Origin of the sequence: Pantoea sp. NPDC088449 (assembly GCF_044753225.1) — a bacterium.
GTDB lineage: Bacteria > Pseudomonadota > Gammaproteobacteria > Enterobacterales > Enterobacteriaceae > Pantoea > Pantoea floridensis.
On sequence record NZ_JBIVMT010000005.1, the window covers coordinates 154,612 to 174,643 of the forward strand.

17 protein-coding genes and 1 tRNA gene are annotated in these 20,032 nt (G+C 53.6%); 12 read left to right on the plus strand and 6 right to left on the minus strand.

Annotation, left to right across the window (positions count from 1 at the left end; all coding sequences use genetic code 11):
• Positions 1–156: 156 nt before the first annotated feature.
• From mtlR to ACIP6T_RS20740, 5 genes are all read right to left on the minus strand, one after another.
• Complete coding sequence (mtlR, locus tag ACIP6T_RS20720; protein WP_400458692.1) at positions 157–702, minus strand: mannitol operon repressor MtlR; 546 nt, start codon at positions 700–702, stop codon at positions 157–159.
• 60 nt (positions 703–762) lie between these two features.
• Positions 763–1,911, minus strand: a complete 1,149-nt coding sequence (gene mtlD / locus ACIP6T_RS20725; protein WP_097095393.1) for a mannitol-1-phosphate 5-dehydrogenase — start codon at positions 1,909–1,911, stop codon at positions 763–765.
• A gap of 94 nt (positions 1,912–2,005) precedes the next feature.
• A complete protein-coding gene (locus ACIP6T_RS20730; protein WP_400458693.1) occupies positions 2,006–3,940 on the minus strand; it encodes a PTS mannitol transporter subunit IICBA in 1,935 nt (644 codons plus the stop codon).
• 629 nt (positions 3,941–4,569) lie between these two features.
• Positions 4,570–5,283: a DUF3053 domain-containing protein gene (locus ACIP6T_RS20735; RefSeq protein WP_097095392.1), complete on the minus strand. Its 714-nt coding sequence runs from the start codon at positions 5,281–5,283 to the stop codon at positions 4,570–4,572.
• 139 nt (positions 5,284–5,422) lie between these two features.
• Complete coding sequence (locus ACIP6T_RS20740; protein ID WP_400458695.1) at positions 5,423–7,021, minus strand: gamma-glutamyltransferase family protein; 1,599 nt, start codon at positions 7,019–7,021, stop codon at positions 5,423–5,425.
• A 480-nt stretch (positions 7,022–7,501) separates the two neighbouring features.
• Between ACIP6T_RS20740 and ACIP6T_RS20745 the strand changes: the two genes are divergently transcribed.
• On the plus strand, positions 7,502–7,798 hold the full coding sequence (locus ACIP6T_RS20745) for an HTH-type transcriptional regulator (protein WP_007893362.1): 297 nt from the start codon (positions 7,502–7,504) through the stop codon (positions 7,796–7,798).
• A 46-nt stretch (positions 7,799–7,844) separates the two neighbouring features.
• Here the strand turns inward: ACIP6T_RS20745 and ACIP6T_RS20750 are convergent, their stop codons facing one another.
• Positions 7,845–8,438, minus strand: a complete 594-nt coding sequence (locus tag ACIP6T_RS20750; protein WP_097095389.1) for an HD domain-containing protein — start codon at positions 8,436–8,438, stop codon at positions 7,845–7,847.
• A 62-nt stretch (positions 8,439–8,500) separates the two neighbouring features.
• Between ACIP6T_RS20750 and ACIP6T_RS20755 the strand changes: the two genes are divergently transcribed.
• The 11 genes from ACIP6T_RS20755 to bcsQ all read left to right on the plus strand — a co-directional run bounded on the left by ACIP6T_RS20755 (position 8,501) and on the right by bcsQ (position 20,005).
• Positions 8,501–8,965 carry a MarR family winged helix-turn-helix transcriptional regulator gene (locus ACIP6T_RS20755; protein ID WP_097095388.1) on the plus strand — a complete coding sequence of 155 codons (465 nt, stop codon included), beginning with the start codon at positions 8,501–8,503 and terminating at the stop codon, positions 8,963–8,965.
• 95 nt (positions 8,966–9,060) lie between these two features.
• Entirely contained in the window at positions 9,061–9,489 is a 429-nt protein-coding gene (locus ACIP6T_RS20760; RefSeq protein ID WP_097095387.1) for an organic hydroperoxide resistance protein, read from the plus strand.
• 267 nt (positions 9,490–9,756) lie between these two features.
• Complete coding sequence (gene eptB, locus ACIP6T_RS20765; protein ID WP_097095386.1) at positions 9,757–11,448, plus strand: kdo(2)-lipid A phosphoethanolamine 7''-transferase; 1,692 nt, start codon at positions 9,757–9,759, stop codon at positions 11,446–11,448.
• Between the two features lie 125 nt (positions 11,449–11,573).
• Positions 11,574–11,650: transfer RNA gene (locus ACIP6T_RS20770), tRNA-Pro, on the plus strand.
• A 699-nt stretch (positions 11,651–12,349) separates the two neighbouring features.
• On the plus strand, positions 12,350–13,960 hold the full coding sequence (gene dppA, locus ACIP6T_RS20775; protein WP_007890813.1) for a dipeptide ABC transporter periplasmic-binding protein DppA: 1,611 nt from the start codon (positions 12,350–12,352) through the stop codon (positions 13,958–13,960).
• 198 nt (positions 13,961–14,158) lie between these two features.
• Positions 14,159–15,178, plus strand: a complete 1,020-nt coding sequence (gene dppB, locus ACIP6T_RS20780) for a dipeptide ABC transporter permease DppB (RefSeq protein WP_097095384.1) — start codon at positions 14,159–14,161, stop codon at positions 15,176–15,178.
• Positions 15,179–15,187: 9 nt separating this feature from the next.
• Positions 15,188–16,090, plus strand: coding sequence for a dipeptide ABC transporter permease DppC (gene dppC / locus ACIP6T_RS20785; protein ID WP_061719333.1), 903 nt, complete (start codon positions 15,188–15,190; stop codon positions 16,088–16,090).
• A 12-nt stretch (positions 16,091–16,102) separates the two neighbouring features.
• Positions 16,103–17,089, plus strand: coding sequence for a dipeptide ABC transporter ATP-binding protein (dppD, locus tag ACIP6T_RS20790; RefSeq protein ID WP_097095383.1), 987 nt, complete (start codon positions 16,103–16,105; stop codon positions 17,087–17,089).
• Positions 17,079–18,089 (plus strand): dipeptide ABC transporter ATP-binding subunit DppF, encoded by a 1,011-nt coding sequence (gene dppF / locus ACIP6T_RS20795; protein WP_097095382.1) that lies wholly within the window; start codon positions 17,079–17,081, stop codon positions 18,087–18,089. Before dppD ends, dppF begins: the two co-directional genes overlap by 11 nt.
• Positions 18,090–18,563: 474 nt before the next feature.
• Positions 18,564–19,214 carry a cellulose biosynthesis protein BcsO gene (gene bcsO / locus ACIP6T_RS20800; protein ID WP_097095381.1) on the plus strand — a complete coding sequence of 217 codons (651 nt, stop codon included), beginning with the start codon at positions 18,564–18,566 and terminating at the stop codon, positions 19,212–19,214.
• Positions 19,205–20,005 carry a cellulose biosynthesis protein BcsQ gene (bcsQ, locus tag ACIP6T_RS20805; protein WP_400458700.1) on the plus strand — a complete coding sequence of 267 codons (801 nt, stop codon included), beginning with the start codon at positions 19,205–19,207 and terminating at the stop codon, positions 20,003–20,005. Before bcsO ends, bcsQ begins: the two co-directional genes overlap by 10 nt.
• Positions 20,006–20,032: the final 27 nt, after the last annotated feature.

The window sequence follows — 20,032 nt, forward strand, 5'->3', positions numbered from 1 at the left end:
GGGAAAGGATACACAAATCTGCGCCGTTTTGCAGCGTGGAGCGTAGGGGGCGCATTCATGCGCACCTGGTCACCATGAATGGCGACCCTACAGTGGTTTGGCGAGGTTTTCGTAGGGGGCGCATTCATGCGCACCTGGTCGCCATGAATGGCGACCCTACACCACCGGCTTTTTAAACACCTGTTTGTGCGAGATGCGGGAAATCAGCTCGGTCAGCGACAGCACCATGGTTGATCGTACCATTTGCAGATAACGCTGCTGCTGCATTGACCGGAGTTGATCGTCATCGCGGTTGAAATCCGGCTGCGGCGGCCAGGCGACCACGCAGTGCAATTCGCCAAACGGTCCAAGGATCTCATCGTCAGTAAAACGATAATCGCTGATGTCATGATTCAGTTCCTCGCGCAGCGCCAGCAGCAGTTCACAGTCTTCATACTCATGCCGGTTGATGACGCCAAGGCCGTAAATCAACTTGAGACGAACGGAGAGTTCGCCCAGCGGACCATCACCGAGCAGCAGCGGTTCTACCGCATATTTAACCGCGTAATCGTCCTTACGAAACACTTGCAGCACCAGCAGGTTAACCGCTTCGGTCAGCAGTTCAACGGCGGCGATCAGAAAGCTTCTCACCGAACGACCGGCATTCAGGCGCTCAAGCACCCGGTTTTCAAAAGCCTGCTTCTCTTCCATTATTGCCTGCATCGTTCAGCTACCGCCAACGGGCACGAAGACGTGCCCGAGTTAACCACTAAAGGGCGCGCATTATGCCATAGCGTTGTAAGCGCTCACCACTGAGGTGACCACATCGCTATTGGCATCCAGGCCGGAAATCTCAGCCAGCGTGGCCTGCGGGCCTTTTTCTGCCAGCAAAGCGACCAGCTCTTGCGCTTGCGGATCGGCTTCGCTGCGATAGTGCATCGCGGCGGCGATGCCCTGCACCAGATTGTCGTGAGACAGCTGATACTCCAGCGTGCCCAGCGTTGGCTTGATCAGGCGATCGCCCGCACTCAGCTTACGCAGCGGCTGACGGCCAACGCGCTCAACGTCATCTTTCAGGTAGGGGTTTTCGAAACGACTGAGGATCTTCTGGATGTAAGCCGCATGTTTATCGGCTTCAAAACCATAGCGCTTAATCAGTACCGCACCACTTTCCTGCATGGCACCTTGCACGATGGCACGGACTTTCTTATCCAGAATCGCATCACGAATGGTCGCGTGACCTGCAAGTTGGCCGAGATAAGCGGTGATCGCATGGCCGGTGTTGAGGGTGAACAGCTTGCGCTCAACGAATGCCATCAGATTATCGGTCAGTTCCATGCCTGGGATATTCGGCAGCTCGCCTTTGAACTGGGTTTTATCAACAATCCACTCGCTGAAGGTTTCAACGGTGACTTCCAGCGGATCGGTGGTGCCGGCTTCTGACGGCGGGACGATGCGGTCTACCGCAGAATCAACGAAACCAACGTGCGCTTCTACCCATGCGTGATACTGCTCTGGCAGGGCTTTCAGCACGTGCTGTTTCAGCTGGCTGGTACCGCGCACCATATTTTCACAGGCGATGATATTTAGTGGGCGGACGTTACCGCTGTCGCTGCGTTTGGCCAGACCTTTAGCCACGCCACCGGCGATGCGTTCCAGAATTTGCGGACCAACCGCAGTCGTCACAATATCCACTTCAGCAATCAGCGTAACGATATCGTCGCTGGTGCTGTTTACGGCGCTAACGCCTTTTACGATTTCGACTTTCGCCTGCTCGCCAACCACATGAACCGGATACTCATGACGGGCGTTAAGGGCATCAAGCACCACCTGATTGACGTCAGCAAACACCAGCTCGATTCCGGCATCTGCCAGCAACTTACCGATAAAACCGCGACCGATGTTACCTGCTCCAAAATGTAACGCTTTCATAAATTTGACCCATATCAAATGACGAAAGGGCGGGCAAGTCCGCCCCGGAAATGTGGGACGGGCTTACCCGCCCCAGGGAAGGTAAAACGTGCTGTTACGCTTTAACGGTGCTGCCTGAGAGCAGATCCAACACGTCCTGCACGCTGGTGGTGTTTGCCAGCTTCTCAATCACGCTGTCATCGTCCAGTGCGTTGGTCAGGCTGGTAATCACCTGAATGTGCTCATTGTTACGAGCGGCGATACCGATCACCAGACGCGCTACATCTTCTGACTCTTCGCCAAACTGTACACCTGCCGGATACTGGCAGAACACCACGCCGGTTTTCAGCACGCGATCTTTCGCTTCCACGGTACCGTGCGGCACAGCGATCGACTCACCCAGGTAAGTTGGCGTCAGCTTCTCGCGTTCCAGCATCGCTTCAACGTATTCCGGCTGGACGTAGCCGCCTTTCACCAGCTGCTCACCGGCAAAACGAATCGCCTGCTCTTTATGCGTGGCGCTCAGGCCGAGGAACACGTTATCTGCGCCCAGTTTGAACAGGTGCGCGTTGCCTTCGTCGTAGCTGTCCGCCAGTGTGGTCTGCACGGTTTCACGATGTGCTTCACTGCGATTAGCGGCAACCAGACGTTCAGTCAGATTGCTGTACAGCGCGCTATCAAGGAAGTTGTTCAGCGAAATATGCTGCGCCTGTGGCGCCTGGCGCATCGCACGTTCCGTCAGATCGCGGTGGGTAATCACCAAATCGACATCGCCCGGCAGCGAGTTAATCGCGCTGTTAGTGACAGAGATATTGCTCAGGCCGGCGTCCTGCACTTTCTTACGCAGCACACCTGCACCCATCGCACTTGAACCCATACCGGCGTCACAGGCCACGATGATTTTGCGCACGTGGTTCAGGTCAACGCTCATGGCATCGCCAGCGACCGGTGAACCCGCAACGGCCTGGCCTTTTGACTGCGCTTTCATATCTTTCATGCGCTGAGTCGCGGCTTCGATATCGTCATCTTCTTTCACTTTGCTGGTTTTCAGCAGGATTGAAGAGACCACGAAGGAGACAGCAAAGGCTGCGATAATTGCCGCAATGTTAGCGAAGTAGGCACCTTTTGGCGTCATCGCCAGTACCGCCAGGATGGAACCTGGAGATGCTGGTGAAACCAGACCTCCGTTCAGCAGCGTCAGGGTGAACACGCCAGTCATACCACCGAGGATAACCGCCAGCAGCAGACGCGGCGCCATCAGCACGTACGGGAAGTAGATTTCGTGGATACCACCGAGGAAGTGGATAATCGCTGCACCGCCTGCAGATTGTTTGGCGCTACCGCGACCAAAAATCATGTAGGCAACCAGCACGCCCATACCCGGACCTGGGTTGGCTTCAATCAGGAAGAAGATTGATTTGCCCGCCTCGCTCGCCTGCTGGATACCCAGTGGAGAGAAGATACCGTGGTTGATGGCGTTATTGAGGAACAGGATTTTCGCCGGTTCAACAAAGATGGAGGTCAGTGGCAGCAGGTTGTTCTGCACCATCAGGTTCACGCCAGCGGCGAGAATGTGTGACAGACCTTCAACCAGTGGACCGATCGCCAGGAACGCCAGCAGCGCCAGCAGCATCCCGATGATACCGGCCGAGAAGTTGTTAACCAGCATCTCGAAGCCGCTTTTGATCTTGCCATCTACTACGCGGTCAAAGGATTTGATCGCCCAGCCGCCCAGCGGACCGGCAATCATTGAGCCAAGGAACATCGGCATATCGGCACCGACGATCACGCCCATGGTGGTGATTGCACCCACCACGCCACCGCGATCGCCGCCTACCAGACGTCCACCGGTGAAACCAATCAGCAGCGGCAGCAGGTAAGTAATCATTGGGCCGACGAGTTTCGCCAGCGTTTCGTTTGGAATCCATCCGGTTGGGATGAACAGCGCAGTGATGATACCCCAGGCGATAAACGCACCGATGTTAGGCATCACCATATTACTCAGAAAGCGACCAAAGCTCTGAACCTTGACCTTTACTGATGAGGACATAAACCCACCCCTTATTGAGACGCGCTGCAATAAGAGAGCGCGTTTGTTTTTGTTTGAACGTTACGGCGGGGGCCGTGGCATTACTGTATGCAGGCGGACTCTAGCACTAGTTTATTACGCTGCGTAGAGCACGGGCTTAGTGTGATGCAGATCACGCTAATTTGGGGTGGTGAGGGGGCTATAAGGTGACATCGATCACAAAAAAGAGCTGTAAGAAAGCAACGATGACGGATTTTTAAGCAAAACAAGGTGATGAATGTGACTTGAATCACCTTTTATTGGCGTTGGTTTGTTGTGTAAATGTGATCTTTATCACAAACAATTTGTGGTCGAAAATGCGTCAGATCACACTATCGTGCAGCAGAAAAGCGCGCTGTAAGGAAGTGACGAAAATCTGAAAAGAGGTGAACCCATCAGGAGACGAGAAAGGGCGGGTTGTAGGGCCGCCCTTTATGGCGTAATGCCACTGACTTAAGCAAAAAAAGGGCTTTTTATGCAGGTGCGCATGAATGCGCACCCTACGAAAACCCGGCTATATCCACGTAGGGTCACCATTCATGGTGACCGATTCACGCTTAACTAACGGGTATTACGCCATTTATGGCGACCCCGGAAAATGACTCAACGTTTTACAAACCGCCTTGCACCGCGTTTTGCGCTTGTGTGAGCGCCTGCGCGTTACTGGAAAGATTGCTCATTAGCGTGTTGTACTGCGTCGCCTGATCCTGCGTTGGGAATTGCACGCCGCCGTCATTAAAGGTAACGCGTGCGCCTTGCGATTGCAGATAATCCCCGGTTTGCACTGCCGCCTGGCTTAATGCCTGCAGCTGCGGCAGTAGCGGAATCAGCGTGCTGGCCGGCTGTGTGACGACTTTAGCGAAGGCGGCATCGTAGACTTTTTTCAGATCGTCCGGCTGCTTCAGCGTGGCTTTGCTGCTGTCGGCCTGCATTTTGGCGCTCTGAATCTGCTGTGTCAGCACACTCAAATTACTGCTCGCCTGGCGCAGGCTGTCGCGGCGGGTTAAATAATCCTGCGGTACACGAATCGCGGCCAATTCATCGACAACGGGACGCATACCTTGATCAATTGCCTGGTTCGCCTGCTGTGAGAAGCCATACAGGATGGCGTAATCGCTGGCGTAGTTACCGAAGGTCTGCTTCTGGTTTTCACTCAGGCTGGGCAGATGCTCGCCGCTACGCATCACGGTATTTTGAAGGAAATCACTGAAAGCTTTACGCTGATCGCCCTCTTTGTCGCCACAGGCGGTGAGTTGCAACACCACCAATGCGCTGACCATCAGCATGCCGGTACGCATCCAGATGCGGGATAATCCTGACGCCATAATTCAACTCCTGTGATAATGGCTTTATCCCATCCTATTCCAAGCCAATGCTCGAATTATTCGGGATTAAAATTTTTGCGAAAATGGTCCTAAAGAATAGTGCAATGGTCTGGTGTGTACAACGGGCGCACCGGGCAAATTAAAACACCAGCGCCTGTCCATCTTTGCGGCTTTCCGTTGCGGCGATATAGAAGCCTTGTGGATCGCGAACAATCGCCTGCGCGCCGCCGAAGTTATAGCCGAGAAGGGGATCTTCGAGCGTGATCAGATGCCCCATTTCACGTAATTTCGCCAACACGTTGCGATCGATACCCGGTTCGACCACCACTGAACGCCCTTGCTCAACGCGCCAGCGCGGTGCATCAATCGCCGCCTGCGGGTTTTGTTTATGCTGCATGATGCGTAGCGCCAGCTGCAGATGGCCTTGCGCCTGCATTGGACCGCCCATCACACCAAACGACATCAGCGGCTGTCCCGCAGCATCTAAAGCAAACGCCGGAATAATGGTGTGGAACGGACGTTTACCGCCTGCCACCACGTTTGGATGTTGCGCATCGAGCGAGAACCCACAGCCGCGGTTTTGCAGACTGATGCCGGTGCCTGGCACCACCACGCCCGAGCCAAAGCCCATAAAGTTGGATTGTATAAAGGAAACCATCATGCCACTGGCATCGGCGGTGGAAACATAGACCGTGCCGCTCTGCTGCGGTGCGCCAAAGGTAAAATCTCCGGCTTTATCAGGATCGATCAGCTGTGCACGTTGCTGAAGATAGCGATCGCTCAACAGCAGTTCGGCAGGGAATTCAAGGTGATCGTAATCGCTGACGTAGCGATCCAGATCGACCAGCGCCAGTTTCATCGCCTCAATAGAGAGATGCAACCACGGCACCGAATCCGGCGTATAGCGGCCAATATCCCATTGCTCGAGAATGCCCAGCGCAATCAAGGTGGCGATGCCCTGGCCATTGGGGGGCAGTTCCTGCACCGATCCACCGGCAAACGGACGCGACAGCAGATCAACCCAATCGGCGCAATGGTTATCCAGGTCAGACATACTGAGGGATGCGCCGTGCTGTTTGGCAAACGCCACCATCTTTTCGGCGAGTTCGCCGCGATAGAAAGCTTCGCCACGCGTTTCGGCGATTTTTTGCAAGGTAGTGGCTTGCGCCGGATTACGGAAGAGCTCACCGGCGCGTGGCGGCCGGCCATCGGGCGCAAAACACTCGGCGAAGCCGGGTTGATCTTTCAGTTTGTTATAGCCGCGCTGCCATAGGTGACCTATCAGCGGCGAAACCGGGAAACCTTCACGTGCATACGCTATCGCCGGCTGTGCCAGCGTGGTGAGCGGCAGGGTGGCAAAGCGTTCAGCCAGGGTTACCCAAGCCGATACCGCGCCAGGCACCGTGACGGATTCCCAACCGATTTCCGGCATCGCGTTATATCCGGCGAAACGTGCTGGGCTCCATGCCGCCGGTGAACGTCCTGAAGCATTCAATCCATGCAGCTGTTTGCCATCCCAGATAATGGCAAAAGCATCGCTACCGAGGCCGTTGCCCGTCGGCTCTAACACCGTGAGCGCCATTGCGCTGGCGATTGCGGCATCTACCGCATTGCCACCCTGTTGCAGCATGCGAATACCTGCCTGTGCTGCAAGCGGCTGCGAGGTAGCAACCGCGTTGCGGCCCATCATGGGTACGCGGTGTGAGGCATAGCTGGCGGTAAAATCCAAATCGCTCATAACCCTTTCTCTTTGCGTCATGCTGGTGCGGGAACGCTGCAGCGCTGTGCAGCACCATGAATGTGGGGGATAAGTGTTTAATAATAAGTCAGATAATTCATGCTGATAGCGAATTGGCACTTTTTTTGAATAGATTTTAATCAAGGCACTGCTTAACGCTACTGACTCGTAGTTTTAGGCACTGGTTGGGTAGCAAGTGCTGGTGGGTCAATCGGTTATGATGATCGATCGGGTAATGGCATAAGAAAGAATAAAAAATAATCAGGAATCAAGCAGCAAAGTCGGGGATCTGACCCATACTTAGAAACCCGGACAATTGTTGCATTGCCCTGGCATCTTTTTGCAGTGCACAACAGGCTGTGTCCCGCATCGGTTTAATAATAACTCCGCGATACAACCTAAACGGGTCGGTTTCAGCACCATTTGGTGCTTACGTCTCTACTTTCACGTGCTTCATAGTGAGTTTTTAAGGAGTTCTCTATGGAATTTAAAGATCCAATGGTCGAGTTGCTCAGCAGCCTTGAGCAGATTGTTTTGACACGTGATGCTCAGCCTTCCGTATCAGAAATTACACTCAATCAGGCTTCAGTTCCCGAGCCGCAGCGTTTACGCGAGATGACCGGCATGCAGGTGGATGAATTCGCCCGCGTGATGGGGGTGAGCGTCTCGTCAGTTAAAAGCTGGGAGGCGCAACGTACGCGCCCTTCCGCTACGGCGCGCAAACTGATGAAGCTGCTGCAAGCAAACCCCTATCTGGGGCGTCAACTGCTGGAGTAACACCAGGCTTTTTTTGGTGCTCCAACCCGCCTAAACGGCGGGTTTTTTAATTTACGTCGCTATACTTCGCCGCCTGTTTCACGAACCAGCTTTCCGGCACGCTGTGCGGCGGCTGTGCTAATTGAGCAAGACCCTGCTTAATTGTCTGTTCCGCCTGCTGCCACAAATGCCGATCCCCTTCGCGCAATAGTTGAATCTGAATCTGTTTTTCAACCAGATAGACGCGGGCAAAGTGAGCATCGTATTGCACGATGGCGCGGGTGTTATCGATGATATCGGCCAGTTTGATGGTTTGCGCCTCGGGTGAGGCCGCAGCGGTATGACGAAAATGCGCCAGCTTACGAGCGGCACGATTTTTTGCGGCGGGCTGCTCGCTGTCAGTGAGCATATCCACCAGTTCAGCCACCCGCGCGCCGAAATGACGTTCAATGTCTTCTAAAGTGGTGGGGGTATCTTCAACCGTATCATGCAGCCAGGCGGCGGCAATCATCTGTTCGTCATCGGTAACGCTCCGTACCAGTTCGGCGACGGCAGCGGGATGAACAATGTAAGGTTCATCCGTATATTTACGGCGCTGGCCCGCAGCAGCATGCGCTTCTGTGGCATAACGGCGCGCTTGCTCTTCCAGTGAATCTCGCATATTCCACTCTCCCAGAGAAAGATTGCTTGCAATTATCTAGCGCGCTATCTATATTGAACCTCATGAACAGTAATCAAGATGACAAAAAAGTGAAGCAGGCGCCACTTCAGTTAGATCAGCAGCTCTGCTTTGCGCTGTACTCGGCGAATCTCGCGATGCACAAAGTCTATCGTCAGCTGCTGTCAACGCTGGAGATTACCTATCCGCAATATCTGGTCATGTTGGTGCTGTGGAATCAGGATGATGTCACGGTATCGGAGATTGGCGAGCAGCTGTTTCTTGATTCGGCAACGCTGACGCCGCTATTGAAACGTCTGGAAAGCGCCGGCTTATTGCGCCGCCAGCGTTCACGTCAGGATGAACGCCAGGTGGTGGTAACGCTAACCGATGAGGGGCGTGCGTTACGTGCCAAAGCCGCAAGTATTCCGGAAGCCATTCAGTGCGCGACCGCCTGCGATGATGATGCGATGGCGTTGCTGAAAGGCCAGTTGGACGATTTGCGCGACAGTTTGTCTCGCGCTAAGTAATTCGGGAAGTCGCTGTCTCGACATCCCACACCATGAAGTTCAGGCTTGCGCATAATAAGTAGTGCGCGATTATATAGCGAATTAATGAGGTTATTATGTCTTTAGAGAAAGTTGTTTACACTGCAAAAGCTAAAGCTACCGGTGGTCGTGATGGTCGTGCTACTTCTTCAGATAACGTGCTGGATGTAAAACTGGGCGTGCCAAAAGAGATGGGTGGCGCAGGCGGCGAAGTGACTAATCCAGAGCAGCTGTTTGCTGCGGGTTATTCGGCGTGTTTCCTTGGCGCGATGAAATTTGTTGCCGGCCGCGATAAAATTACCATGCCAAAAGAGGCGTGGATTGAGGGTGAAGTGGGCATCGGCCCGATCCCGAACGGTTTCGGTATTGAGGCCAAACTGAATATCCATCTGCCAGACATGGATGCTGCCGAAGCACAGAAACTGGTTGATGCGGCGCACATTGTTTGCCCTTATTCCAATGCTACGCGCGGCAACATTGACGTAACGCTGAATATCATCAACTAATTGATGTTGATAAAATAAAAGGCTCCTGCGGGGGCCTTTTTCACGTCTGAATAAAACGCCGATTGGTCCGATGAAAAAATTTTTCTGGTCTAACCATTGGTTAAATGTTCTACTGCTCCGCTTCGCGTCATCGCCCTATCGCCAATCAGAATCGTCCCGATCCTGCACGTTGCGTCACGCTTTTTCCGCGGTTTAGCGAACTCTACTGCCTTTAAATAGTCACATAACGGTTGATACAACGACACCAGGTCGGGAATAAATATTTTCATGAATTATATTAAAAGTTTAACGCAGCAAAAGCTGTCACTGCTGCTTGCTTTGTATCTCGGCATCTTATTGAATTTGCCGATATTTTATCGCCGTTTTGACGGTTTTCTAACCCAATCGACGCTCTCTAACTGGCTCTCTGCTGCCGCGGAAGTGATGGCGGCCGTGTTGCTGACTTTCTTCCTGATGCGCTTGCTGTCGCTGGGCGGTAAATGGGCTTATCGCGTTCTGGCCAGCCTAATTGTGGTGATTTCGGTTGCTGCAGCCTATTACATGGCGTTCTTCAATGTGGTGATCGGCTACGGCATCATTGCTTCGGTGATGACTACCGATGTCGATCTCTCTAAAGAAGTGATTGGCCTGCGTTTCGTGCTGTGGATGGTGCTGGTGAGTGCGCTGCCGCTGTTGCTAATTTGGAGTAATAACCTTAGCCAAACGCTAATCGAACAGTTGAAAACGCCGGGTCAACGTCTTAAACCCGTCGTGATTCTGTTGCTGAGCGTGGCGCTGGTGTGGCTGCCTATTCGCTATTTTGACAAGTTGCAGAAAGTTAACGAAGAGATCACTAACATCGATTTGCCGAGTTACGGCGGGGTCGTGGCGCACTCCTATCTGCCATCAAACTGGATCGCGGCGCTAGGACTGTTCGCCTGGACCAAAGTGGATGAAGAGTGGGATGGCAAAGAGCTGCTGGATCCGGCGAAGAAGTTTACCTACGTTGCGCCACCGGGCATTGACGATACTTATATGGTGTTTGTGATTGGTGAAACCACGCGCTGGGACCATATGGGGATGCTGGGCTACGATCGCGACACCACACCGAAATTGTCGAAAGAGAAAAACCTGGTCGCTTTCCGCGGCGAATCATGTGATACCGCTACCAAGCTCTCGCTGCGCTGCATGTTTGTGCGCGAAGGCGGCACCATGGACAACCCAGGCCGCACGTTGAAAGAACAAAACATTTTTGCGGTACTGAAAGAGCTGGGCTTCACCTCTGAGCTGTTCGCTATGCAGAGTGAAGTGTGGTTCTACGATAATGCAGACACCAACAACTTCTCATTCCGTGAGCAGATTGGTTCTGAGAAGCGCAATCAGGGCAAAGCGGTGGATGACATGCTGTTAGTGCCTGAACTGCAAGCCTCGCTGCAGCGTTTCCCGAAAGGTAAGCATGTAGTGATTCTGCATACTAAAGGTTCGCACTACCTTTATTCCCAGCGCTACCCGCGTGATTTCGCGCGCTATAAACCAGAGTGCATGGGGGTTGATGAAACCTGCAGTAAAGCGCAGTTGATCAATGCTTATGACAACTCCGTTTTATACGTGGATACCATGCTGGATAGCGTGCTCGATCAGCTGCGTGATAAGAAGGCGATAGTGTTCTACGCCGCTGACCACGGTGAATCGATCAGCGAGAATATGCATCTGCACGGTACCCCGCGCGAGATGGCACCGCCAGAGCAGTTCCGCGTGCCGATGATTGTCTGGGCTTCCGATAAGTATCTGGCAGACCCAACCAACCGCAGCAACTTCGAGCGCTTGCAGGCGCAGCAGCGCGTAGGTAAAACGCATCGTCATGTTGAGCTGTTTGATACGATTTTAGGTTGCCTCGGTTATACCTCTCCAGATGGTGGAATTAAAGCTGCCAATAACTGGTGCCAGGCACCTGCGGGCGCACCGGCTAAAACGCTGTAATATTTACCTGGAAGCTATTGAGCAGCAGGGCTTTTTAATGCACTGCTTGCTTTCCAGGCGATCGGGCGGAATTTAGGTAAAAGGGATTGACGCTTTTTTAGCAGCGCAGTAATATGCGCCCCCATCGGCGAGTAGCGCAGCTTGGTAGCGCAACTGGTTTGGGACCAGTGGGTCGGAGGTTCGAATCCTCTCTCGCCGACCATATTTGAAGAAACCTGCTTTTATAAGCAGGTTTTTTTTCGTCTGACATTTGGACGGGATCGCTGCACCTTTCCTGAGCAACGCAGCGGGCAAACAGCAAAAACCGTAAATACACCCTTTCCGCCAGCTAAACGCTAAATACTCAGTATTATGTCCACTTTACACGCTGCACCCCACGCCAAATCGAAGCCGCACGCTTAATCCGTGACACATTCTTCTTATGACCGGTTTATGCATCATGCTGATTTCTTATGCCATTTTACTAGCAGAATCCGCTGCCTGAACGTCATAACGCACGAAGAATCGTTCAGATATTCAACATTTACCAATAACTTTTGTATGATTTTTAGCGGTGATAATCACTGTCATTTGGCTGTATAGCCAGATAATCACGCGGCATTGAGCGCTTTATCACCTTTTTTAATTTTGGCTTAGCGCCAGAAGGGTGTTTTTTATCGTTGCTTGCACTTACTCACACTCTGTGTAAATAACCCCACACTGTATTGACGTTCATTGCAACTGTTGACAAATTGATGCGTCAATCAAATGTAGAGACGGACGTGCCTGACAGATTCCACGGTGCCAGCGCAACAACTATAACCGCTCACATTTTGCTTACTCTTAATTGACCTGCCCGAACCGCATAAAAAAATCAGAGGTCGGGCGACGCACACAACATCACATCACAATGGAGCAAAACATGATCAACTCCCTGGCTAAATCCAGGATGCTGAAGGTCGGTCTCAGCCTGATTGCTATGACCGTTGCCGCTGGTGTCCAGGCGAAAACCCTCGTTTATTGTTCTGAAGGTTCGCCGGAAGGTTTCAACCCGCAGCTCTTCACCTCGGGCACCACCTACGACGCAAGCTCTGTACCGATCTACAACCGCTTGGTTGAGTTCAAAACCGGTACTACCGAGCTGCAGCCAGGTCTGGCAGAAAAATGGGATGTTAGCGCGGACGGTAAAACCTATACCTTCCATCTGCGCCAGGGCGTGAAGTGGCAATCGACCAAAGACTTCAAGCCAACCCGCACCTTCAATGCCGATGACGTCGTGTTCTCCTTCGAGCGTCAGCTCGACAAAAACAACAAATATCACGGTGTTTCTGGCGGCAGCTACGAATACTTCGAAGGCATGGACATGCCTAAGCTGATCGCCAAAATCGAAAAAGTTGACGATTACACCGTACGCTTCACCCTGACCCGTCCAGAAGCGCCGTTCATCGCCGACCTTGGCATGGACTTCGCTTCAATTCTGTCAAAAGAGTACGCCGACAACATGCTGAAAGCGGGCACGCCAGAGAAGCTGGACCTCAATCCAGTGGGCACCGGTCCGTTCGTACTGCAGCAGTACCAGAAAGATTCGCGCATTCTCTACAAAGCTAACCCAGACTTCTGGGGCACCAAGCCGAAGATTGATCGCTTAGTGTTCTCCATCACGCCAGATGCGTCAGTGCGTTATGCCAAACTGCAGAAAGGTGAGTGCCAGGTGATGCCGTACCCGAATCCGGCCGACATCGCCAGCATGAAGAAAGACGACAAAATTAATCTGATGGAGCAGCCAGGTCTGAACGTTGGTTACCTGTCGTTCAACACCGAGAAAAAACCGCTGGATAACGTGAAAGTGCGTCAGGCACTGACCATGGCGGTAAACAAACAAGCCATTATTGATGCCGTTTATCAGGGCGCTGGCCAGGCCGCGAAAAACTTGATCCCGCCAACCATGTGGGGCTACAACGACGACATCAAAGATTACGCCTACGATCCTGAGAAAGCGAAAGCGCTGCTGAAAGAAGCAGGTATGCCGGATGGTTTCTCAATCGACCTGTGGGCCATGCCGGTTCAGCGTCCATACAACCCGAACGCACGCCGTATGGCGGAAATGGTTCAGGCTGACTGGGCGAAGATTGGCGTGAAAGCCAAAATCGTCACCTTCGAGTGGGGCGAGTACCTGAAGCGTGCTAAAGCCGGTGAACACCAGACCGTGATGATGGGCTGGACCGGTGATAATGGGGATCCGGATAACTTCTTCGCCACGCTGTTCAGCTGTGCAGCAGCGAAAGACGGTTCTAACTACTCACGTTGGTGCTACAAGCCGTTTGAAGATCTGATTCAGCCAGCACGTGCTGAAGCCGATCACAACAAACGTATTGAACTGTACAAACAGGCTCAGGTAGTGATGCATGACCAGGCACCAGCGCTGATCATCGCTCACTCAACCGTGTACGAGCCAGTGAGCAAGAAAGTATCGGGTTATGTGGTTGATCCATTAGGTAAACATCACTTCGAAAACGTCGATATCCAGGAATAACCTTTCGGATTATCGCGGTGAGGGCCAGCGCTGCTGGCCCTCGGGCGACCTCTTCGTCGCCCGCACTCCGCACTTTTTTTCCGGCTAATTCTACTATTGAAGCGCTTCTTGCGTCGCGTCCGCCCATGGCTGGCTGCGAGTGTTGAGCAATGTTGTCCCCGGCGGTAACGCCATGGGAAATGTCAGAGAACCAGGCTTATGCTGCAATTCATACTCCGACGTTTGGGCCTTGTCATCCCAACGTTCATCGGTATCACGTTATTGACCTTCGCGTTTGTCCACTTGATCCCCGGCGATCCGGTCCTGATCATGGCCGGCGAACGCGGTATCTCTCCGGAACGTCATGCCCAGCTGATGGCGCAGTTTGGCCTCGATCAGCCGATGTGGAAACAGTACATCACCTACATCAATGGCGTACTGCACGGCGACCTCGGCATCTCGCTGAAAAGTCGCATCCCAGTCTGGGACGAATTCGTACCACGCTTCAAAGCTACGCTGGAACTGGGTATCTGCGCCATGCTGTTCGCGATTGCTGTCGGTATTCCGGTGGGCGTGCTGGCGGCGGTTAAACGCGGCTCCATCTTCGATCACACCGCCGTCGGCATCTCCCTCACCGGTTACTCGATGCCCATCTTTTGGTGGGGCATCATGCTGATCATGCTGGTTTCGGTGCAGTTAAACCTCACGCCGGTCTCTGGACGCGTCAGCGACACCATCTTCCTTGATGACACTCATCCGCTCACCGGCTTTATGCTGATTGATACGCTGTTGTGGGGAGAAGAGGGTGATTTCAAAGATGCGGTAATGCATATGATTTTGCCCGCTATCGTGCTCGGCACCATCCCGCTGGCGGTGATTGTGCGTATGACGCGCTCCTCGATGCTGGAAGTGTTGGGAGAAGACTACATCCGCACCGCGCGTGCTAAAGGCCTGACGCGTATGCGTGTCATTGTGGTGCATGCGCTGCGTAATGCCATGCTGCCGGTCGTCACCGTCATTGGTTTGCAGGTCGGTACCCTGCTGGCCGGTGCGATTCTGACCGAAACCATCTTCTCGTGGCCGGGACTCGGTCGCTGGCTGATCGAAGCGCTGCAACGCCGTGACTATCCGGTGGTGCAGGGCGGCGTATTGCTGGTGGCCATCCTGATCATCGTGGTCAACCTGCTGGTTGATCTGTTGTACGGCGTGGTCAATCCACGTATCCGTCATAAGAAATAAGGGGGAATCATGTCTGCTGTTGATCCCGCAAGCGTAACTGCTGCACCCAAGCCGATGACCCCGTTGCAGGAATTCTGGCACTACTTCAAACGTAATAAAGGCGCAGTCATCGGCCTGGTTTACATCGTTCTGATGCTGTTAATCGCCATCTTTGCCGATGTGCTGGCACCGCATGCCCCGGCCGAACAGTTCCGCGATGCCCTGCTACATCCGCCGGTCTGGCAGGAAGGCGGCAGCTGGAGCTATATCCTTGGTACCGATGACGTGGGCCGCGATGTGCTGTCGCGGCTGATGTACGGCGCACGCCTGTCGCTGCTGGTCGGCTGCATGGTGGTGGTGCTGTCGCTGATTCTCGGCGTGATCTTTGGGCTGATGGCCGGCTACCTCGGTGGCGTGGTCGACGCCATCATTATGCGCGTGGTCGATATCATGCTGGCGCTGCCAAGCCTGCTGTTGGCGCTGGTGTTAGTGGCGATCTTTGGTCCGTCAATCGTCAACGCCTCGCTGGCGATTACCTTCGTGGCGCTGCCGCACTATATCCGTCTGACGCGTGCTGCGGTGCTGGTTGAAGTCAACCGCGACTACGTCACCGCGTCAAGCGTGGCGGGGGCCGGCACGCTGCGCCAGATGTTCATCAATATTCTGCCTAACTGCCTCGCACCGCTGATCGTGCAGGCATCATTAGGTTTCTCCAACGCCATCCTTGATATGGCGGCGTTGGGCTTTCTCGGTATGGGGGCGCAACCGCCAACGCCGGAGTGGGGCACCATGCTCTCCGACGTGTTGCAGTATGCGCAAAGTGCCTGGTGGGTGGTGACGTTCCCTGGCGTGACCATTTTGCTAACGGTTCTGGCATTCAACCTCATGGGCGATGGTTTGCGTGATGCACTCGACCCGAAACTCAAGCAGTAAAGAGGCACCGAGATGGCGTTATTAAATGTAGATAAGTTATCGGTGCATTTCGGCGACGAAAAGACACCGTTTCGTGCAGTTGACCGCATCAGCTACCAGGTCGAACAAGGCCAGGTGGTGGGCATCGTGGGTGAGTCGGGTTCCGGTAAATCGGTCAGCTCGCTGGCGATTATGGGCCTGATTGACTATCCCGGCCGCGTGATGGCCGAAAAACTGGAATTCAATGGGCGCGATCTGCAGAAAATCTCCGAAAAAGAGCGCCGCCAGCTGGTGGGCGCTGAAGTGGCGATGATCTTCCAGGACCCAATGACCAGCCTCAATCCGTGCTACACCGTAGGTTTCCAGATTATGGAAGCGTTAAAGGTGCATCAGGGCGGCAGCAAACGGACCCGTCGTCAGCGCGCGATTGATTTGCTCGACCAGGTGGGTATTCCCGATCCGTCATCGCGTCTGGATGTTTATCCGCATCAGCTGTCGGGCGGGATGAGCCAACGCGTGATGATCGCCATGGCGATTGCCTGCAAACCGAAACTGCTGATTGCCGATGAGCCGACGACGGCGCTCGACGTCACCATTCAGGCGCAAATCATCGAACTGCTGCTGGAGTTGCAGAAGCAAGAGAACATGGCGCTGATCCTGATTACTCACGATCTGGCGCTGGTGGCCGAAGCGGCACAGCACATCATCGTGATGTATGCCGGTCAGGTGGTGGAAAGCGGTAAAGCGGTGGATATCTTCAAAGCGCCGCGTCATCCCTACACGCAAGCGCTGCTGCGCGCGCTGCCGGAGTTTGCTGCCGACAAAGCGCGTCTGGCGTCGCTGCCGGGCGTGGTGCCGGGTAAATACGATCGTCCAACGGGCTGCCTGTTGAACCCGCGCTGCCCGTACGTGACCGATCGCTGCCGCCGCGAAGAGCCGGAGCTGCGCGACATTCCTGGCCGTCAGGCCAAATGCCACTTCCCACTGGATGATGCCGGGAGACCAACTTATGAGTCTTGATAACACTCAGCAGGAATACCTGCTGCAGGCTATTGACCTGAAAAAACATTACCCGGTGAAGAAAGGTCTGTTCGGCCAGGAACGTCTGGTGAAAGCGCTGGATGGCGTGTCGTTCAACCTCGAGCGCGGCAAAACGCTGGCGGTGGTGGGGGAATCCGGCTGCGGAAAATCGACGTTAGGCCGCCTGCTGACCATGATTGAAACGCCGACCGAAGGCCAGCTCTTCTGGCACGGTCAGGATCTGTTAAAGCACGATCCGCAGGCGCAGAAGCTGCGTCGTCAGAAAATCCAGATTGTGTTCCAGAACCCGTACGGTTCGCTCAATCCGCGTAAGAAAATCAGCCAGATTCTTGAAGAGCCGCTGGTGATCAACACCTCGCTGACCAAAGCGGAACGCAAGGAAAAAACGCTGGAGATGATGGCTAAGGTGGGCCTGAAAACCGAGCATTACGATCGCTATCCGCACATGTTCTCAGGCGGCCAGCGTCAGCGTATCGCTATCGCACGTGGCCTGATGCTCGATCCCGATGTCCTGATTGCCGATGAGCCGGTTTCTGCACTCGACGTCTCGGTGCGCGCCCAGGTGCTCAATCTGATGATGGATTTGCAGCAGGATTTGGGGCTGTCCTACGTCTTCATCTCGCATGACCTTTCCGTGGTAGAACACATTGCCGATGAGGTGATGGTGATGTATCTCGGTCGCTGCGTGGAGAAGGGGAGTAAAGAGGCGATTTTCAGCAATCCGCGTCATCCTTATACCCAGGCGCTGCTGTCGGCGACGCCACGTCTTAATCCCGACGAGCGTCGCGAGCGCATTAAACTGACGGGCGAGCTGCCTAGTCCGTTAAATCCGCCGCCGGGCTGTGCGTTTAACGCGCGCTGCCGTCGCCGTTTTGGCACTTGTGTCCAGCTGCAGCCAAAACTGAAACAATATGGCGATCAGCAAATTGCCTGCTTCGCGGTAGATCAGGATGAAAACCAGCCGGTGGTTACGCCATAAATTACCGCCATACATTGTTAAAGGCTCCCTTGGGAGCCTTTCTTATTTCACCCTTAATACATGAGGGAAATTAACGGGAGAAATCATTATCCTTAAATCGGCTCTAAAACCATTACGCTATTGCATCAGTCTTTAATTGGTCCTGACTAAGATATAAAGGGTTAAGACAAATTCCTAATTTTTCCAGCATTGTGTGAGTATCATCACATCAGATTAAAATCTGCAGGTTGCAGCGCAGTGGAGTATTTTCAGTAGCTTAGGTTAAAATTGCTCGCGTGATTATTTCTGTTAATCGATATTAATTAATCGCCGTCAATAAATAATTGCACGCTTTTTGCATATCCGATTTTTCAATCATAAAGATAAAACTCTTTTATTGAATGCGGCGCTTTAATAATCAGAATTCTCTCACCGTCTTTTAATGCTTGTGATATATTCGCGGAAAATTCCCTCCCGTTTTTACAGGCTCTGATCATGAAGAATTACGACGATCTGCAGCGTTTTAAAGAAAAAACGCAGACGCTAGACATTGCTTTTAAGGATATGTCCGGCCAGTCGCAGGAAGCCGATCAAAGTCAGTGGGCGTTGCTGCGCCAATTGGCTAGCGATGATGAGTCGGAATTAGGCAGCGGTCAGCGTATCGATCTGCCGCAGCCACAACCGATTAGCGTTGATGAATTTGCCGCACCACCTGCTCAGGCTGAGCCTGCCGCTGTTGCGGCTACGTCGCGCGGATCGATTCTCGAGAGCTTAGGCGCGCCTGTGGCAGCGCCATCGGCGATCGGTTCTTCACTGTTCCCGCCAGCACCTTCCGCGCAACCGGCGCAAACGGGTGCGCCGCTGGCGCCCAAGGCCACGCTGGTTGAACGTCAGGCGACAACATCACTGTTTCCGCCAGCGAAACCTGCTGTCGCGCCTGCTGTTAAGCCTGCAGTCGCTCCGCTGGCCGCAGCGCCTATCGCGCCAGCACCCACCTTTGCCGCACCGGTAGAACCGGCACGTCCGGCAGCGCCCGCACCTTCTCGTTTTGGTGCCCTGTTCCGATCGCGCTCGGCAGAGCCTGCTAATCTTGCAAAAGAAACACCATTAAAACCGCTACTGGAGAAGATTGCGCTATGCCGTTAGTTTGTGTGTGCTCGCCAAAAGGGGGAGTAGGGAAAACCACCATGGCGGCCAACCTTGCATGGAGTCTGGCCCGCGCCGGCAGCAAGGTATTGGCAATCGATTTTGATGTGCAAAACGCCCTGCGCCTGCATTTTGGTGTACCGCTGCATGATGGCCGCGGTTTTGTTGCACGCTCTGCCGATCAGGCCGACTGGAGCCAATCCATTCTGACCACCGGCGGCAATATATTTGTTATGCCCTATGGCGATGTCACCGAAGAACAGCGTGAACGTTTTGAACAAAACCTGGTAAAAGATCCGCACTTTCTGCAGCGCGGCTTGGATACCGTGCTGAATTACCCGGGATTGGTCATTATTGCCGATTTTCCTCCGGGTCCGGGTGCTGCGCTTAAAGCCATGACCGCTCTTGCCGATATGCATGTAGTGGTGATGTTAGCGGATACCGCATCAGTCTCTTTGCTGCCGCAAATAGAAAATGACCGCATGATAGGTCAGCCGCTAAATAATAAACGTGGTCATTATTTTGTCCTTAACCAAAGTGATAACCGCCGCAATATAAGTCGTGAAGTCACAACCTTTATGCAGCAGCGTTTGGGCGATAATTTATTAGGCGTTGTGCATCGTGATGAAAGCGTGGCTGAAGCGAATGCTTCACAACAATCGGTTTATGATTTCAGTCCGGCTTCTGCCGCCGCGTTTGATATCGAATTAGTGGCGAAACGCGTGGCAAATATCCTGGATATCACCGTAGGAAATGGTGAAGTTCAGGCGCCTATCCGCAGCCATTATTAATAATGAGGCCGGTATCGGCCGCATAAA

Excerpts from the sequence above, each read along its gene's own strand:
- dppC (WP_061719333.1), top strand. The coding sequence starts at position 15,188 with ATGTCTGCTGTTGATCCCGCAAGCGTAACTGCTGCACCCAAGCCGATG.
- ACIP6T_RS20740 (WP_400458695.1), bottom strand. The coding sequence starts at position 7,021 with ATGAGCGATTTGGATTTTACCGCCAGCTATGCCTCACACCGCGTACCC.
- mtlD (WP_097095393.1), bottom strand. The coding sequence starts at position 1,911 with ATGAAAGCGTTACATTTTGGAGCAGGTAACATCGGTCGCGGTTTTATC.
- bcsQ (WP_400458700.1), top strand. The coding sequence starts at position 19,205 with ATGCCGTTAGTTTGTGTGTGCTCGCCAAAAGGGGGAGTAGGGAAAACC.
- ACIP6T_RS20755 (WP_097095388.1), top strand. The coding sequence starts at position 8,501 with ATGAACAGTAATCAAGATGACAAAAAAGTGAAGCAGGCGCCACTTCAG.
- ACIP6T_RS20745 (WP_007893362.1), top strand. The coding sequence starts at position 7,502 with ATGGAATTTAAAGATCCAATGGTCGAGTTGCTCAGCAGCCTTGAGCAG.
- ACIP6T_RS20735 (WP_097095392.1), bottom strand. The coding sequence starts at position 5,283 with ATGGCGTCAGGATTATCCCGCATCTGGATGCGTACCGGCATGCTGATG.
- mtlR (WP_400458692.1), bottom strand. The coding sequence starts at position 702 with ATGCAGGCAATAATGGAAGAGAAGCAGGCTTTTGAAAACCGGGTGCTT.
- eptB (WP_097095386.1), top strand. The coding sequence starts at position 9,757 with ATGAATTATATTAAAAGTTTAACGCAGCAAAAGCTGTCACTGCTGCTT.
- dppB (WP_097095384.1), top strand. The coding sequence starts at position 14,159 with ATGCTGCAATTCATACTCCGACGTTTGGGCCTTGTCATCCCAACGTTC.
- ACIP6T_RS20760 (WP_097095387.1), top strand. The coding sequence starts at position 9,061 with ATGTCTTTAGAGAAAGTTGTTTACACTGCAAAAGCTAAAGCTACCGGT.
- ACIP6T_RS20750 (WP_097095389.1), bottom strand. The coding sequence starts at position 8,438 with ATGCGAGATTCACTGGAAGAGCAAGCGCGCCGTTATGCCACAGAAGCG.
- dppD (WP_097095383.1), top strand. The coding sequence starts at position 16,103 with ATGGCGTTATTAAATGTAGATAAGTTATCGGTGCATTTCGGCGACGAA.
- bcsO (WP_097095381.1), top strand. The coding sequence starts at position 18,564 with ATGAAGAATTACGACGATCTGCAGCGTTTTAAAGAAAAAACGCAGACG.
- dppF (WP_097095382.1), top strand. The coding sequence starts at position 17,079 with ATGAGTCTTGATAACACTCAGCAGGAATACCTGCTGCAGGCTATTGAC.
- dppA (WP_007890813.1), top strand. The coding sequence starts at position 12,350 with ATGATCAACTCCCTGGCTAAATCCAGGATGCTGAAGGTCGGTCTCAGC.
- ACIP6T_RS20730 (WP_400458693.1), bottom strand. The coding sequence starts at position 3,940 with ATGTCCTCATCAGTAAAGGTCAAGGTTCAGAGCTTTGGTCGCTTTCTG.